This is a genomic window from Pseudomonas svalbardensis, assembly GCF_030053115.1.
GTDB lineage: Bacteria > Pseudomonadota > Gammaproteobacteria > Pseudomonadales > Pseudomonadaceae > Aquipseudomonas > Aquipseudomonas svalbardensis.
In genome coordinates, this window is record NZ_CP125619.1 from 2,447,156 (window position 1) to 2,463,661 (window position 16,506).

Genomic DNA, 16,506 nt, shown 5'->3' on the forward strand with positions numbered 1-16,506 from the left:
GCAAAGGACTGCTGGTTGTAGCAGCTTGTAGCAGCTGCCGAGCCCGCGAGGCTGCGTTCGGCTGCGAAGCAGTCGTGAAATCAGCCACTGTGGTGTGTCAGGAGGAACGTGCGTGCTGGACTTGCGACTGCTTCGCAGCCGAACGCAGCCTCGCAGGCTCGGCAGCTGCTACAGGGACGCGGTGTTTGGCAGCTGCTACACAGGAAGTTCCGAACGTAGCGATGCCAAAAATTCCCGATACAGCCGCGCCGTGTTCGTCGGTTGTTCCACCATCGGCATATGGCCGGTGTGGTCCCAGACTTCCACTCGCAGATCGGCGATGCCTTTGCTCCAGATCGCCACGCTGCTGACATCGATCAAGCGGTCCTTGTGTCCCCACAGCAAAAGTGCCTGGCACTTGATGTCGGGCAGTTTCGGCTCCATCGGCGGGCTGGCGCGCAAGTCCTTGAAGATTTCTTCCAGCTCCTCGCATTGCTGTTCATAGCGTTGCGCGATGGCGTCCAGCATCACCTTGGGTACCCACGGCGGTTCGGCCATGGTCATGGCGTAGAAGCGCTGGAATTCTTCGCGTGAATGAATCAGGAACGGGTTGTGGCCCTTGGCCAAATGGCGCTCCAGGTCGCTGGCTTCGGGGGCGGTGACACCTGCCGGGTCGATCAGGGCCACCGAAACAATGCGATCCGGGTACGTGGCCGCCAGCCACGCTGCCATGTAACCGCCCATCGAGTTGCCGATCACATGGACTTTCTCGACGCCGCAGACATCGAGCAACTGGATCATCCGCTTGGCCTGCAAGGGAATGTCGTAGCCACCGCCCGCCTTGAAGCCGGTTTCGCCATGGCCGGCGATGTCGGGGATGATCACCCGATAGTTGCCGACAAAGTGCCGGGCAAAGCGCAGCCAGATGTTTTTGTCGGCGCTGAAACCGTGGAGCATCAGCACGCTGCTCGACGCTTCGTACGGCCCGCCTTGCCAGGTCGAGACGGTCATTTCGGCGATCGGCACGACAATTTTGTGCAGTCCATACAGCTTGGCCTCTATCGACATGTTCAAGTCATAGAGCCAATGACCGATGGCCGGGTAACTCAACCAGCTCCAGGCCACGAAAACTGCGATTGCGACAACCAACAAAAGCATCAGGCATCTTCCTTTTACGTGATCAGGACAGAATGTGATCAGCGGGTTTCAGCGCCCTGGTCAACCGGTGATAGCTGAAACTGAAGCCCGGAAACATAGCAATCACATGACCGCTCTTGCTTTGATACCAACTGTGGCAGCCCCCGGACTTCCATACCGTGCGTTCCATCTCCCGGTGGATCATTTCAGTGTAGGTACGTTCTGCTTCGGGGCGTACCTCGATGCTGCGCAAACCGTGTTCTTTTAACGTACGGATGCAATCGAGAATGTAGTTCATCTGGGACTCGATGATGAACAGCGCCGAGGTGTGGCCTATGCCCGTGTTGGGCCCGGTGACGATAAACAGGTTGGGGAAGTCCGGCAGGCTGGTGCCGAGATAGGCCCGCGGATACTGGGCCCAGAAATCTTTGAGTTGTGTTCCGTTCTTGCCGGTGACCGGGTAGGAAATCACCCCGTCAGTGGCGTCGTAACCGGTGGACCAAACGATCAGGTCCAGGTCTATGTGTTGGCCGTCCTGGGTGACGATGCCGGTTTCATCGATGGAGGCGATGCCTTGCTCGCGGCTGTGCAGGCTTACATTACTGCGACCCAGCGCCGGATACAGGGTGCTTGAGATGATTATCCGTTTGCAGCCGATGGCATAGTCGGGCGTCAGTTTTTTTCGCAATTGTGGGTCGGGCACTTGCCGTTTGAGGAAGCGCAGGGCGTGTTGCTGGACCAAGCGGATCGCTGGTTTCGAATACTTGAAGGCAATCACCCGGGTTTCGAACTGCCAGTAGATCATCCAGCGCAACAGTTTGTAGGCCGGTTTTAGCCCCAGCAACCAACGCTGGAAAGGCCCAAAGGCGCGGTCGGCCCGAGGCAATACCCAGTGAGGCGTGCGCTGGAACACATGCAGATGCTCGACGTCCGGGGCAATCGTCGGAATCACCTGGGCCGCGCTGGCGCCGCTGCCAACGATGGCCACGCGTTTTTTCCGGTAATCGTAGGCGTGATCCCAGTTGTTGGTGTGAAAGGTCTTGCCCTGAAACCGCTCCTGGCCCTCGAAGTGCGGAATCACGGGTTGGCTCAGCGGCCCGGTGGCGTTGATCAGGAACTGCGCATGGAACGTACCTTTGCTGGCGGTGTGCACCGCCCAGTGTTTGCCGTCGTCGTCCCATTCGATGCGCTCGACATTGGCCTGCAGTTCCACCTTGTCTCGCAGGCCGAAGTGCTCCACCACGTACTGGGTGTAGTGGTGCAGTTCAGCCTGTTCGGCGAACATTTGCGTCCAGCGGTAGGGCGCGAAGGACAGCGAATAGAGCGGCGAGGGCACGTCGACCGCGGCACCGGGGTAGGTGTTTTGGCACCAGGTGCCGCCGAAAAAGTCCCGTCGTTCCAGCAGGCGGAAATCGGTGATGCCTGCCTTGAGCAAATTGATCGCCGCGCACTGGCCGCCAAAACCGCTGCCGATGATCAACACTTGAAAGGTTTGCATGGGCCTCCTTTTTTATCGTTGTTGATCGAACCCTCCTTTCATGTATAGCCAAACATTGGGCGCTCGCCTCATGGCTATGCCCTGGTATTCAGGCCGCCAGCCGGTGATGGCTATTTGCCGTTGCCCTGATAGACTCTCACCACACTTGAAACCCTTGTGTTTTCAGGTTCCGTTCAGTGGCGCAGAGGCCTCTATGGGAAAAACGGGAGGAAAAGGACTTTCACTGGCCAGGAGGCTCTATACATCGCGAACCCTGGGTTTGGCTTTGGGGCTGTTGCTCGTGAGCGCGGCGATGTATCCACTCAACCCTGCACCGTGGGTCTGGGTGGCGATGCTGCTCAACGGCTTACTCTGGCCGCACCTGGCTTATCAATGGGCGCGCCGCGCGCCAGTGCCTTATCACGCCGAACACCGCAACCTGCTGGTGGACGCCTTTCTCGGCGGCTTTTGGGTCGCTGCCATGCACTTCAATCCGCTGCCCGGCGCGACGACCCTGGCCATGATGGCGATGAACAATGTGGCCATTGGCGGTTTACGTTTCCTGTTGGCGGGAACCGTGGCGCAGATTCTCGGGATGGGCGTCGGACTGCTGATTTTCTCCCCCGCCTTCATCCCGCAAACCAGCCAACTGCAGATGTATGCCTGTTTGCCCTTGATGTGTTTGTATCCGCTGGCATTGGGCTGGATCTGCTTTCGCCAGGCCCACACCCTCGGTCGACAAAAGCGTGAATTTCTGGCCCTGAGCCGCACCGATAGCCTCACCGGCCTGTTGAACCACGGCGCCTGGAAAGATCAGCTCGAAGTCGAATTCCAGCGTTGCAAACGTCAGCAGCAGGGCGGGGCGATTGCGCTGATCGACATCGACCATTTCAAATCCATAAACGATACCTACGGCCACGTTGCCGGAGACATCGTCCTGCGTCAGTTGAGCAAAATGCTCAAGCAGAACCTGCGCGCGGCGGATGTTGCCGGGCGCTACGGTGGCGACGAGTTCTGCGTGATCCTCCCGGACCTTCCGCTCACAAGCGCTGCGGCCGTGATGGATGCCCTGCGTGATCGCTTCGCCACCTTGGGCTATGAGCAGAGCCCGGCGCTGACAGTCAGCCTGAGCATCGGCCTGGCTGCCTTCAACCCGGCCCACACCGACGCGACCCTGTGGCTCAACGACGCCGACCTGGCGCTCTACGAAGCCAAAGCCACCGGTCGCAACCGCGTCATCTGTTGCGGCGAGGACGAACCGCATCACGAATTGCTCGATTCGGTGTGAAACGTGATCGTTCCCACGCTCCTGCGTGGGAATGCAACCATGGGCGCTCCGCGTCCGCTCTTCGCGTTGCAAGTGTCGCATTCGGTCTAGAGCCTTGCGCCGTAGTCAGGTAGGGTGTTTTTCACCCCCCGACACGAAACAAGGATCGATTCATGACGTTCAATCTCCCTCGCTCCCTGCTGGCCACCAGCCTTGGCCTGACCCTCGTCCTCGGCGTTTTCGCTCCCGCAGTTTCCGCCGAACCGCACAAACAAGTCCTCGCCGATTCCGAACAGTACAAGGGCGAAGCCCTGAAGTTACTGGAGCGTTTGGTGAACATCGACTCCGGTTCCGGCTATGAGCCGGGCCTGACGAAAGTCAGCGACATCGCCATCGACGAACTGAAAAAACTCGGTGCGGCCATCGAGCTTGTGCCCAATACCCCGGACAAAAGCAGCCATGTGATCGCGACCCTGAAAGGCACCGGCAAGGCAAAAATCCTGCTGATGGCGCACATGGACACCGTCTTCAAGGAAGGTTCGGCCGCCGAGCGTCCGTTCCACATCAAGGAAGGCCGCGCCTACGGGCCGGGCGTGATGGATGACAAGGGCGGCATCGTTGCCGGGATCTACGCGCTGAAAGTCCTGAAAAACCTCGACTTCAAGGACTACGCGCAAATAACCTTCCTGCTCGATGCCAGCGAAGAAACCGGCTCGGACATCGCCACCGACCTGATCAAGAAAACCGCCAAGGCCCACGACGTCACCCTCAACCTCGAACCCGGCCGCCCGGCGGATGGTCTGGTGGTGTGGCGCAAAGGCAGTGCCACCGCCGTGGTCGAGGTCAAGGGCAAGGCGGCTCATGCCGGTGTCGCGCCAGAGCTGGGACGCAACGCCGCCATGGAAGCGGCGCACCAGATTTTGCAGCTCGGCAAACTGGGCGACGCGGAGAAGAAAACCACCATCAACTTCACCGTGCTCAAGGCCGGCGACCGCACCAACGTCATTCCGGATCAAGCCACCGCCAAGGCCGATGTGCGGGCGGCGGTGCCGGAGGAGTTTGACCGGATCGAGAAGGACCTGCGGCGTTTTTCAAGGTAGTTGTCGCGTCAACCGTCTAACTATGCCGCTCTTTTCTCGACCTGCTGCTCTCGATCCGGGTTCAACAGCACGGTGCCGATCGGTTCCCAGTTACGTGTTCGACCCGACCACCGTTCCGGCTTTTGCTCCTTGGCTTGTTCGTACAGCTCATGTCGCCGGGCCAAGACCTGATGGTCCAGTCCTCGATGCCGCTCAGCCGGCGTGACGAACCGGATACGGCTATGCCGGTGCTCGTTGTTGTACCAGCGCATGAAATCCCTCACCCACGCTCGTGCAGCGTCCAAACTGGCAAAGCCATCTTGCGGCCATTGCGGGCAGTATTTCAGTGTTCTAAACAGCGACTCCGAGTAGGGATTGTCGTTGCTGACCCGCGGTCGGCCCCGCGAGGGCGTGATGCCCAGTTCGTACATCTTGCTCAACAGCGTCACCGATTTCATCGGCGCTCCGTTGTCCGAGTGCAGCACCAGCGGTTCATGTAAACACTGCTCGCCGATCACGCTGCGTTGCAGCAGCGCGGCGGCTTTCTCGCCGCTTTCCGCGTCGTAGACCTCCCAGCCCACGGCCTTGCGGCTGTAAATATCCTCGATCAGATAGAGGTAGTAATACTTGCCGCGTATCGGCGACGGCAGGTACGTGATGTCCCAGGACCACACCTGATTGGGCGCTTTGGCCGCATGCGTTGTCGGTGCTGCGTACCGCTTGGGGCGCTGACTACGGCCTCGATGTTGCTGTTGACCCGTTGCTCGCAAGACGCGATAAAGCGTCGCCTCCGACGCCAGATAGCGCCCTTGATCGGCCAGGCGCGGCACGATCTGGCTCGGCGGCAGGTGGGCATACGCAGGGCTGTTGCACAGCGCCACGATCGTTTGTCGCTCAGCCTCGGTCAGCGCATTGCGCGGCGTTGGCCGTGTGACAGTCGTTCGGGCATCGGCCTGGATAACGTCTGTTTCAGTCCATCGCTGCAAAGTCCGCAGCGATAGACCGATTTCCCGGCAGGCTCTGATTTTTCTGGCGCCTGCCGCGACCGCGCTACCTAGCCAGGCAACGAGCAACTGGCGCTCTGGCAAAGACGTTAGTTGTCCTCGTTGTCGTTCGTCCCCCAGTAGTCGTTGAGCTTTTTTCGCAGCACCAACAACGCGGCTGTTTCAGCGAGCGCCTTGTCTTTGCGACGCAGTTCGCGCTCAAGTTCCTGGATGCGTTTCTTATCTTTGCGAGACTGCTCCCGATCGTCTTTTTGCTGGGCCTTTTCCGATTTCTGGCCGGTGATGAAGGCTTGTCGCCAGGCCGTGATTTGCTCGGGGTAAAGGCCTTTGCGGCGGCAATACTCGCCCAGGTCGATCTCGGACAAACCGGCGGCTTCAAGGACGACAGCAAACTTGGTTTCGGCTGACCAGTTCTGAGTCGATTGCTTGTTTTCGGACACTGCACTTCCTTCAGAACTGAGCTGCTTGCGCCAGTTGGACAAAGACATTTCGCTGACCCCTTCGCGCCGGGAAACCTCGGCCATCGACAGGTTCAGCGGGGGAAGCAGCATCTTGAGTAATGCGGCTCTGCGTTCAGATGAATAATACGGCACGACCAGTCTCTTTCCGCCCCCGATGTGCTTTTTTAGGAAAATTCGGAGAGGCGACAACTATCCTGACACCGGGGGCCTGGCGCGGGTTTCGAAAGACAAGCTGATTGCTGACACAGAAGTCACCACCACACTTCAGCGTGGATTGCCGCCGATGCCGCAAACGCCAGAATCGGATCGGTTGATGGCCATGGCTCAGGGGATTTACGGGGAGATTGGCCGCAAGTTGACGGAAGAGGGTAGTGGTGGGGCGGCGGATGCCAGCCTGTCAGCGGGTGTGGGTACGCCGACGCTGGATGGGTTCGGGATCGTTGGCGGGAATATTCATACGCCGGAGGAATACGCGGAGGTTGAGAGTGTGGCGCCGCGGATTTATCTGTTGTCGCGGATGATTATGGAGTTGGCCAAGGCTCACTGAATTGCGTGCGGTTTGGGGGCTGTGGTGGGTCAGCTGGATCCGCCCCTCACCCCTAACCCTCCCGAAACGTCGGACCGCCCCAGAGGGGCGAGGGGACTGACCGAGTTGTTATTGCTATTTACTGCGACCTGAAAGTGCGTGTCGAACGCACATTTGGTTAATAACAAAGCGTTTTGCAGTTTGAGTTTAACTCGGTCGTTCATGTCGCCGTATCCTTCAAGAAACCCACGGTCAGTCCCCTCGCCCCTCTGGGGTGTTTGTACCGGACACATGGTGGACAGGTGTTCGGAGACATGGTGGACACTTTTAAATAGACACATTGCTCATCTGAAAGGAGATGGTTTGTGTCTTGGGAAGAGGTGTCCACCATGCAGCTTCGTTCCGAATTTGTACTGTTAGCTCGGCAAGAAGGGGCCAATATCCGACAACTCTGCCGACGCTTTCATATCAGCCCAAGCACCGGATACAAATGGCTTGGCCGGTTCGAAACCTCTGGTGCAGACGGCTTGCACGACCAGTCTCGGCGCCCAAAACATTCACCCAAACGCTGCGCTGATACGGTTGAAAAGCAGATTCTGGCCTTGGGGGTGGAGCACACGGCCTGGGGCGCCCGCAAGCTCAAACGCAATCTGGAGGATGAGGGGTATTTGATGCCCGCCGTCAGCACGGTGCATGCGATTTTGCAGCGTAATTCGCGAATCGACCCGCAGGCGGCAAATACCAAACCCTTTATCCGATTTGAGCATGAAGCCCCCAACGATCTTTGGCAGATGGACTTCAAGGGACATGTCGGCATGCGCCATGGTCGCTGCCATCCCTTGACGGTATTGGACGACCATTCGCGGTTCTCGCTGTGCATCGCGGCCTGTGGCAACGAGCAGCGTCAGACCGTGCAGGAGCAGCTTATCCACGTGTTTCGGCGCTACGGCTTGCCGATGCGCATGACCATGGATAACGGTGCACCGTGGGGCGATCAGAGCGGGGTTTATACCGCGTTAGAGGTCTGGCTGATGAGCCAGGGCATCCGAGTGGGCCACTCCAGGCCTTATCACCCGCAGACTCAGGGCAAGCTTGAGCGTTTTCACCGCAGCCTCAAGGCTGAAGTTTTGCAAGGTCAGTGCTTCATCGACCTGCTTGGGGCACAGAACGCCTTCGATATCTGGCGCGATATCTACAACCAGAAACGCCCCCATCAAGCATTGGAAATGGAGGTTCCAGCGACTCGCTACAGCTGTAGTCCTCGTGAATACCAGGAGCATCGGCAAGCACTGGAGTACGCCGAAGGGGATTTGATCAGAAAGGTTCAGGCCAATGGCGAGATGTACTGGAAAAGCCGCAAGTATGCGATTGGAAAGGCCTTCATCGGCGAGCACATAGCCATCAGAGAAACGACCGAGGATGGCATCTACGACATCTATTGGAGCAGACATCGCATTGCCAAAATTGACTTGAGCTTGCAGACCGTTGTATCAGGAAAGCGGCTTTGAAGACGTCCACCATGTCCCCGAACATGTGTCCACCATGTGTCCACCATGTGTCCGGTACAAACATGGGGAGAGGGTTAGGGTGAGGGGTGTTTCTCAAGCCAGACACCTCCGTCAAAACCACCCCACAACTTTCCAAGACGTTTCCTACGACGTACCCTGTTGCCGCGTTTCGGCATCGACCCTTATAGTTGCGTCTCGCGGCAACTCTGCGCGACGATCTTGGCCGGTCGAACACCAGGAAAACTCATTAGTAAGGAGCTACCAATATGTTCGACCAAGTCATGCCTCGTTACCTCCCCATCGACACCTACGACGCCGAAACCCCGGTGCTCTTCATCAACACCCACAAAGAACTCAGCGACATCGCCGCTTGCGCTGCGCATCGCTTCACCGTGGTTCGCGATCTGGCGGACACCTTGTCCAGCCTGAACCTCAAAGACATTTCCGATTGCGATCTGACGCGCGTTACCCGGGCGGTTCATCTGTTGATGCGCGAAGGCTGCGCGATGCTGAATGTGGTTCAGGCGTGGGCGTTGCAGCGGGAAAAGGGGTTCAAAGCCGCAGTTTAGTGGTGTGGCATCTGACGCTATCGCGAGCAGGCTCGCTCCCACAGGGATTTTGGGTGAACACAAGATTCGTGAACACCGCCAATCCAATGTGGGAGCGAGCCTGCTCGCGAAGGGGCCATTGCAGTCGCTACTTTGACGTCTGCTAAACCGCTATTCCTTAACACTCATAAACTCTTCCGCCCAACGGATGTATTCCTCAGGCTGCGTATAGGTGTGGGTCAATTCGGTCGCATTCAGGTCCGACGCTTGAGTAAAGATCTGCCGTTGTTCCCGCAGGCTGTCATACGTGGCCTTGATTGCGGCGAAGTAGGCGCCGTGACCATCAATCGTGACCCGCACGCCCAGTTCGGCCAGGCGTTTGTCGTCGCGCAGCAACGGGTTGCCATAGGTGACCAGCATCAGCGGTACGCTCAGGTGCTCGGAGATTTGCTCGAGGTGGTCAAAGTCCCGCACGCCCACCATGCAAATCCCGTCCGCACCGGCCTGCTGGTAATGACAGGTACGGCTGATGACCTCCTGCACCGGCAGAATCCCGGCGTTGGTGCGGGCGATGATTGCCATTTCCGAATCGACCCGGGCTTCCAGTGCCGCACGAATCTTGCCGACGCCTTCCGCCACCCCGATCAGGTCGGTGGATTTGCGGCCGAACTGGGCTGGCAGCAACGTGTCTTCGATGGTCAGGGCGGCCACACCGGCACGTTCGAGTTCGACGATGGTGCGCATGACGTTGAGCGCGTTGCCGTAGCCGTGGTCGGCGTCGGCGATGACCGGCAATTGGGCCACGCGGCCAATACGAGTGGCCTGCTCGGCAAACTCGCTGAGGGTGATCAGGGCGAAGTCAGGCGCACCCAGTACCTGCAACGATGCGACCGAACCGCCCAGGATCCCCACTTCAAAACCCAGGTCAGCGGCAATGCGGGCCGACATCGGGTCGAAGACCGACGCCGTGTGGTAGCAGGCGTTGGAAGCGAACAGCTCGCGAAAGTTGCGGCGCAAATCTTGATGAGAAAGCCTGGACATATGAGTTCCACCACTGCAATGGGAATGGAAGGGCTTGAGCAAAAGTGTCAACGCCGAAGGAACAAAAGGCTATCACGCGAGCGGGGGAAGGATGATGACGAATTTGCAGAGGCGGACGGACCACCGTCGGTCACGCCGCCACCGACTGCTGTTGTTGATTGAGCAGCGGCACGGCGCGTACCGAGTTGCCGGGTTGCAGTTGCAGGCGTTTGGCGGTGAGGCGGTCGACGATCAGGCTGTTGCCCACCTGCCTGGCCTGGGCGGCGGTGATGCGGCAGTTTTCCAGGCGACGGTTGTGGATCAGCCACACCGGGGCCTGCTCGTCGGGTGTGCCGATGGCCAGCAGCAGCGGTTGGCTGTCGCGCACGGTGCGGATATTCGAGACCGGGGCTTCGATCACCGGGCCGGCGTCGAAGATGTCGATGTAACCCTTATGGGCAAAGCCTTCGGCAGTGAGGATTTTCAGCGCCGGTTCCGTGTTCGGGTGCGCTTTGCCGATCACGGCCTGGGCCTGTTCGGTGAGCAGGCAGGTGTAGAGCGGTTGGCGTGGCATCAGTTCAGCGATGAACGACTTGCTGCCCAGGCCCGACAAGTGATCGGCGTGGCTGAAATCCATCTTGAAGAAGTGCCGGCCCAGGCTGTCCCAGAACGGTGAACAGCCCTGTTCGTCGGCGCTGCCACGCAATTCGGCGATGAGTTTGTCGCCGAACAGGTGCGGAAACTCGGCGACAAACAACAAACGCCCCAACGACAGCAATCGACCGTTACTGCCCTGGCGTTGATCGGGTCGCAGAAACAGCGAGCAAATCTCCGATTGGCCGGTCATTTCATTGTTCAGGAACAACGTCGGAATCTGTCGCCGGATGCCCAGGTCCGGTGACGAACTGACCGTGAGCCCGACCCGGTAGTTGTACCAGGGCTCGCGCAGGCCCACGGCGCCCACCAGGGCACTGACGCCCACCAGTTGCTGATCGTCGTCTTCGAGTACGAAGAGGTAATCGGCATCGGCGCGTTCGACCTGTTCGGCGAAGGTTCGTTGGGCCCAGCGCACCCGGTGGGTCAGGCGTTCCTCGTTGGCCGGCAGGGTGGTGAAGCCGGGGCCAGCCTGGTGCACCAGGTTCAGCAAGGCGGGCAGGTCGGTGACGTGAACCGGGCGGACAATCATGATGCAACTCCTTCTGCACGCCCGCTCGGGCGCTGTCGTTGGGCGCAGGGCCGGGTGACGCTCACAGGGCGATCAGCCGGATCGGGCTGCCTTCGGTCACGTTCAGGGCGGCGCACATCTCGGCGCTCAACCTCACAGGTTGGCCGGCCTGGTAATCCAGATCGGCGACGATGGCGCGATAGTCCTTCAGCGAATCGTTGCTCACCAGATAACTGCCAAGGGCATCAATGGACGCACCCGGTTTCGCCGTGCCGGTCTGGCTCTGGGCGATGGAGCGGATGCCAGGAGTGCGCGCATACAACGTCGGACCGCCGTCGAACAGGTCGATGTAGCTGTTGGTTTCGAAGCCTTCGCGCTCGAGGATATCGAAGGCCTCCTGGCCATCGGGGTGGATGCGGCCGATGCAGTCCTGCGCCGCCTTGGGCAGCATCGGCACGTAGATCGGGTATTGCGGCATCAGTTCGGCGAGGAAGGTTCGGCTTTCCAGGCCGCAAAGTCGCTCGGCCTCGGCGTAGGGCAGGTCGAAAAAGTGCTTGCCCACCGCATCCCAGAACGGCGAGTGCCCTTCATCGCTGCTGAAGCCGACGATCTCGGTGATGACGGCTTCGGAAAAGCGCTGCGAATGGGCGGCGATGAACAATAGCCGCGCCCGGGACAGCAGTTCAGAGAACCGTGTTCGCACCAGCGCTGCATCAATGTGAAAACCCCGGAGCAAGGTATGGCCACTGAGGTCATGACACAACGACAACGCGGGCACGCCGTGCTCGATGTTCAGTTCCCGCGAGGCGCTGGTGAAGTGCCGGTTGCGCAGGCTGTAGAACGGCTCGCTGAAACCGGCGGTGGCAAGGATCTCCGAGCAGCCCACCAAACGCTCTCGGGTCAGATCTTCCAGCACGAAGAAATAATTCTCCGGACCGCGACCCGCAACGTCTTTTTCGAATGAGGCGCAGGAGTCGAGAATCTTCTCGCGCAGGCATTCGGTGTCGTCCGGCAAAGACGTGACGCCTACCAGACTGTCGCGCGCCAGTTGTTGCAACTGGGGCAGGTCGGTTAACTCGACTGGGCGTAAGACCAGCATGGATGTACTCCTGTATCAAAGGGTTCGGCGGTTGGCACCGAACCTGACTATCACTGTCGGTTTCCACGCGTTAAATCGGCGGTCGCCTGATTTTTTGTCAGACGCCGCTCTTTTTCTTGTCAGACGTTGCTTGGGTCGGGCAGTACCGTACGGGTGCCCAGCTTGTTGAGTACAAACAGGTAGACCAGGCCCAGGGCAATCCAGATCAGGCCGAGTTTCTGTGCATCGACGCCCATGTTGTACATGATTGCCGCGACGATGATGAAGCCGATCACCGGGCAGATCAGGTGACGGATCACCTGGCCGGATTTCTGCCGACGCCAGTAGTAGTTGATGACCGTCAGGTGCAGCAACATGAAACCGCTCAGTGCGCCGAAGTTCACCAGTGAGGTGAGGGTGTCCACCGAGTTGATGAACAGGTAGCAGATCACCAGCGACAGCACGGCTACCAGATAGATGCTCACGTACGGCGTGTTGTGTTTGGGGTGAACTTTGGCCAGTACCTTTGGCAGCTTGCCGTCTCGGGCCATGCCGAACAGCAGACGAGATACTGCCGCTTGGGAGGTGATTGCCACCGCAACACCCCAGGCCAGCGCTGTCGCCACGGCGGTCAGGGTGGCTAGCCAGCTGCCGGCCGCGAGTTCAGCGATTTCATAAAAAGCCGTGTCAGCCGATTTGAAACCCATGCCGGCCGCCAGATCCGTCGCAATCCAGGTCTGCACAACGAAGATCACGCCCATGACCACCAGCGTAATCAGCGCGGCCTTGCCGACACTGCGGCCCGCGTCACCCTTGATCTCTTCGGCGAGGGTGGAAATCGCATCGAAACCGAGGAATGACAGCACCGCAATCGACACCGCTTGCATCAGCAGGGCGAAATTGAACGTCTCGGGGTTGTACAACGGCGCCAGTGTCAGCTGACCGTTACCGCCTCCACTGTGCAGCGCGTTCCAGGCGTAAAACAGGAAGATCCCCAGCACCACCAGTTGCGCCAGCAGAAAGATGATGTTCATCCGCGCGGTGAAGGTGATGCCCCGCAAGTTGACAAAGGTCGCGCTGACCAGGAAGGCCAGGATGAAACCGACCTTCGGAATGTCCGGGTACAAATGATTCAGGGCCATCGCCGCGTACACATACAGCAGCGGCGGAATCAGCAGGTAATCGAGGAGCATCAGCCAGCCGGCGATAAACCCTACGTGTTGGTTCAGGCCCCGTTGCGCGTAGGAATAAACCGAACCGGCAATCGGAAAGGCCCGAGCCATGCTGCCGTAACTCAGGGCAGTGAAGAGCATCGCCACCATGCCGATGATGTAGGCCAGCGGTACCAGCCCCGGGGCCTCGGCGTTGACGTAGCCATAAACACCGAACGGTGCGATGGGGATCATGAAGATCATCCCGTACACCACCAGGTCGGTCAGCGACAGGCTGCGTTTCAACTCTTGCTTGTAGCCGAATTCTTCTATTTCCATGAAGCCCTTCTCCTTGGGATGAAAGCAGCTGCAAGCTGCGAGTTTGAAGCGATTGTTTTACAACAGCGGTGCCAGGTAGTCGGTAAAGCGACTGACGTCTTCAGGCGTGCGCAGCAGGTCGTTGCGCACCTCGATCAACACCGATTCCAGGCCTCGTGCATCGCCGTGGACCGGCACGGTCATGTCGCCCAGCGGGTTGATTTTGTACGGCTCATTACCGGCAACCTTCAATGGCTGCTGACTCAAGCCGTCGATCAAGCGCTGGGCATATTCCTTGGCCTCTCTATACAACACGCCAACTTCAAGCACGCGGGGCTGGCCGTGATAGACCGGCGTGAAGCTGTGAATCCCCACCACCCGCACCGGTCGTCCTTGAGCGACACGTTCGTCGATCAAGTCTGTCAGACGCGAGTGAAACGGCTCGAACAGGGATTGCCGACGGTACTCGCGGGTGGCTTCGTCCAGGTCCCGGTTGCCCGGCACCTGATAAATTTCGCTCTGCGCCGGAATGCTGTCCGGGGCTTGGCGCGGTCGGTTGAGGTCAACCAACAGTCGCGAATAATTGGCCGCCAACAGGGTTGCGCCCAATGCTCGGGACAAGCCCTCGGCCAGCGCCAGGGCGCCGATGTCCCAGGCGATGTGCTCACGGGCCGCCTCGTGACTGAGGCCCAGGTCATTTAACCCGGCCGGAATAAAGCGGCTGGCGTGCTCGCAGACCAGAATCAGCGGGTGGCCGGAGTTTTCCCGGCTCAGGGCGTACGCGGGCCCGGTGTAAAGACCGAGCTCAGCAGATTCAGTACAGGCGCGCATAGTGTTCACAGCGTTCGGCGGGCGACAGCTGTTCCGTCAGCGTCAGTTCCTCGGTTTTTAGGGCGAAGTAGGTGTCCAGCAACGCGCTCGGCAGGGCTTCAATCAGGGCCTCGCTGTTACGCAGGCAGTCCAGGGCCTGGGCAAGGGAAGCGGGCAGGGCGACGATGCCGCGCGCCTGGCGTTGTTCTTCGTTCAGGGAGTCGGGGACTTCATCGGTGACTGCGTTCAAGGCCAGGCGTTGCTCGATGCCCAGGCGGCCGGCAATCAGCAGCGCTGCCATGGCCAGATGCGGTGAGGACGTGGCGTCCATGGCGCGAAATTCCAGATTGTATTGCGACGCCACCGATTTGCCGCCCAGGCTTATTGTCGGGCAGATTCGCAGTGCCGCTTCGCGGTTGCGTTGGCCGAGGCACGCGTAGGACGCGCTCCAGTGATGAGGCTGCAAACGTTCGTAGGACACCGGCGTCGGCGCGGTAAACGCACAGAGTGCGGGCAGGTGATGCAGGATGCCGGCGGCCCAGTGCTGGCCGAGAGTCGACAAGCCATTGGTGGTGCCAGCGTCGTACATCACCGGTTGGCCGGCCAGGTCCAGCAGGCTGACGTGCAGGTGCACGCCGTTGCACACCGCGTGCTCCGAGGTCTTGGGCGCGAAGCTCAACGCCAGGCCCATTTGCCGGGCGATCTCGCGGGTGATTTCACGCACGTTCACCGCGCGGTCGGCAGCGGCCACACCCAGGGTCGGGCGACAGGTGATTTCGTATTGATGCTTGCCGTACTCGGGCAGGAACATTTCCGGCTCGACGCCCCCGGCACGCAGGGCGCTGAGCAGCCACCCGCCAAACTCGGCACCCTGACGCTGGGCTTGCAGAGAAAACGCCAGGTGTTCAACTTCACCGGTGTTCAAGTTGAATTCGTGCTCAAACGCCGCATTGATCTGCAAGCCCAACTCGGCGCGATAACGCTCTACCTCGTCGCGCAACATCGTACGCGGGCAGGCACCCCACGGGCGGCCATCGGTTTCGCGAATGTCGCTGTGAATAAAATCCAGCGCCGGAGCGTTGGCGTCCGGGCCGTTACTGACCGTCACTCGGCTGACCGGATCGGGCATCAGCCGCAAATCGCCATAAGCGCCCCACGGGTTGGCGTAGGCGATGATGTCTTGCGGGGTCAGCGCGCTGTTGGCCGGCACCCAGCCACAACCGGTCCTTTGATAGTGCTCGAGTTCGTCCGTGGGAAAGGAGCGCCCGCGTGTCACGCCGATCAGGTCGGTGGTGACGAGGGTGGTCATGGGCAGTGGCAACAGGCGCTCGCTCATGGTTGCATCTCCTGCAACCGGCCGAGCACAGTCTGGGTGTCGGTGATCCAGCAGTAACCCTTGATTGCATTCAGGCAGGCCTGATGCCGCTCGGCTGTGTAGGTTGCGCAGGCATCTTCCACCAGCGTCACCAGATAACCGCGGTCGGCGGCGTCACGCACGGCCATGTCCACGCACTGGTCGGTGACGATGCCGGCGATGATCAAGTGCCGGGTTCCGAGGTTGCGCAGCACGTAGTCGATGTGAGTGGAGTTGAAGACTCCGGACGAGGTCTTGGGCAGCACGATTTCGTTTTCTGCCGGGGTCAGGTCGTCGATGATCCGCGCTTGCGGGCTGCCCTTGGGCAAGTGCATGTCCGAGAGCTTGTGGTCCAGCGAGCGGTCGCGGCCGTCGGCGGTGAGGCTTTCGATGATCGTGTGCAGCACGTTTTGCCGGGCGCTGCGAAAGGCGCTGAGCAACCGGCGTTGATTGGGCACCACTTGCATGTGGGTGCGGGTCAGGAAGTACTCGGCGTCCGGCCCGTTGAGGTGCGGGTCAAACTGCGGTTCAAGCCAGGCGCGTTGCATGTCCACCAGCAACAGCGCGGTGTGATCGGTGACGAATGGCAAATCCCGAGGCGAGTGGTGGGGGAGCGTGAACATC

Annotated in this window: 13 protein-coding genes and 2 pseudogenes; 5 read left to right on the forward strand and 10 right to left on the reverse strand. The window is 59.9% G+C overall.

The features are described 5' to 3' along the window. Positions 1-195: 195 nt before the first annotated feature. Complete coding sequence (locus tag QFX16_RS11205) at positions 196-1,137, reverse strand: alpha/beta fold hydrolase (protein WP_283183945.1); 942 nt, start codon at positions 1,135-1,137, stop codon at positions 196-198. A gap of 22 nt (positions 1,138-1,159) precedes the next feature. Then, positions 1,160-2,614 (reverse strand): flavin-containing monooxygenase, encoded by a 1,455-nt coding sequence (locus QFX16_RS11210; protein WP_283183946.1) that lies wholly within the window; start codon positions 2,612-2,614, stop codon positions 1,160-1,162. A 193-nt stretch (positions 2,615-2,807) separates the two neighbouring features. On the opposite strand from QFX16_RS11210, the gene QFX16_RS11215 reads away from it, so the two are divergent. Both QFX16_RS11215 and QFX16_RS11220 read left to right on the forward strand, forming a co-directional pair. Beyond that, positions 2,808-3,881 carry a diguanylate cyclase gene (locus QFX16_RS11215; RefSeq protein WP_283183947.1) on the forward strand — a complete coding sequence of 358 codons (1,074 nt, stop codon included), beginning with the start codon at positions 2,808-2,810 and terminating at the stop codon, positions 3,879-3,881. A 152-nt stretch (positions 3,882-4,033) separates the two neighbouring features. Next, positions 4,034-4,957: pseudogene (locus tag QFX16_RS11220) on the forward strand (glutamate carboxypeptidase); the annotation flags it as partial. 23 nt (positions 4,958-4,980) lie between these two features. Here the strand turns inward: QFX16_RS11220 and QFX16_RS11225 are convergent. After that, positions 4,981-6,536 (reverse strand): IS3 family transposase gene (locus tag QFX16_RS11225; RefSeq protein WP_283184552.1). Its coding sequence is split into 2 segments (ribosomal slippage): positions 4,981-6,074 and positions 6,074-6,536, totalling 1,557 coding nucleotides; the frame shifts between segments, so codons are not numbered across the junction. Between the two features lie 76 nt (positions 6,537-6,612). On the opposite strand from QFX16_RS11225, the pseudogene QFX16_RS11230 reads away from it, so the two are divergent. From QFX16_RS11230 to QFX16_RS11240, 3 genes and pseudogenes are all read left to right on the forward strand, one after another. Then, positions 6,613-6,951, forward strand: a pseudogene (locus tag QFX16_RS11230) (M20/M25/M40 family metallo-hydrolase); the annotation flags it as partial. Positions 6,952-7,295: 344 nt separating this feature from the next. Continuing rightward, positions 7,296-8,438: an IS481 family transposase gene (locus QFX16_RS11235; protein ID WP_439900100.1), complete on the forward strand. Its 1,143-nt coding sequence runs from the start codon at positions 7,296-7,298 to the stop codon at positions 8,436-8,438. 266 nt (positions 8,439-8,704) lie between these two features. Beyond that, positions 8,705-9,007 carry a hypothetical protein gene (locus QFX16_RS11240; protein WP_283183948.1) on the forward strand — a complete coding sequence of 101 codons (303 nt, stop codon included), beginning with the start codon at positions 8,705-8,707 and terminating at the stop codon, positions 9,005-9,007. Positions 9,008-9,157: 150 nt separating this feature from the next. Here QFX16_RS11240 and QFX16_RS11245 read toward each other — a convergent pair whose 3' ends face one another. The 7 genes from QFX16_RS11245 to QFX16_RS11275 all read right to left on the reverse strand — a co-directional run bounded on the left by QFX16_RS11245 (position 9,158) and on the right by QFX16_RS11275 (position 16,505). Further along, complete coding sequence (locus tag QFX16_RS11245; protein WP_283183949.1) at positions 9,158-10,027, reverse strand: isocitrate lyase/PEP mutase family protein; 870 nt, start codon at positions 10,025-10,027, stop codon at positions 9,158-9,160. Positions 10,028-10,157: 130 nt separating this feature from the next. Further along, positions 10,158-11,192, reverse strand: coding sequence for an arginine N-succinyltransferase (astA, locus tag QFX16_RS11250; protein ID WP_283183950.1), 1,035 nt, complete (start codon positions 11,190-11,192; stop codon positions 10,158-10,160). A 61-nt stretch (positions 11,193-11,253) separates the two neighbouring features. After that, a complete protein-coding gene (locus tag QFX16_RS11255; protein ID WP_283183951.1) occupies positions 11,254-12,270 on the reverse strand; it encodes an arginine N-succinyltransferase in 1,017 nt (338 codons plus the stop codon). A gap of 119 nt (positions 12,271-12,389) precedes the next feature. Continuing rightward, on the reverse strand, positions 12,390-13,739 hold the full coding sequence (locus QFX16_RS11260) for an APC family permease (RefSeq protein ID WP_283183952.1): 1,350 nt from the start codon (positions 13,737-13,739) through the stop codon (positions 12,390-12,392). Between the two features lie 57 nt (positions 13,740-13,796). Beyond that, positions 13,797-14,549, reverse strand: a complete 753-nt coding sequence (locus QFX16_RS11265) for an N-formylglutamate amidohydrolase (protein ID WP_283183953.1) — start codon at positions 14,547-14,549, stop codon at positions 13,797-13,799. Beyond that, entirely contained in the window at positions 14,533-15,864 is a 1,332-nt protein-coding gene (locus QFX16_RS11270) for a glutamine synthetase family protein (RefSeq protein ID WP_283183954.1), read from the reverse strand. The genes QFX16_RS11265 and QFX16_RS11270 overlap by 17 nt, the downstream gene beginning before the upstream one ends. Beyond that, positions 15,861-16,505, reverse strand: coding sequence for a cysteine hydrolase family protein (locus QFX16_RS11275; protein ID WP_283183955.1), 645 nt, complete (start codon positions 16,503-16,505; stop codon positions 15,861-15,863). The genes QFX16_RS11270 and QFX16_RS11275 overlap by 4 nt, the downstream gene beginning before the upstream one ends. Position 16,506: the final 1 nt, after the last annotated feature.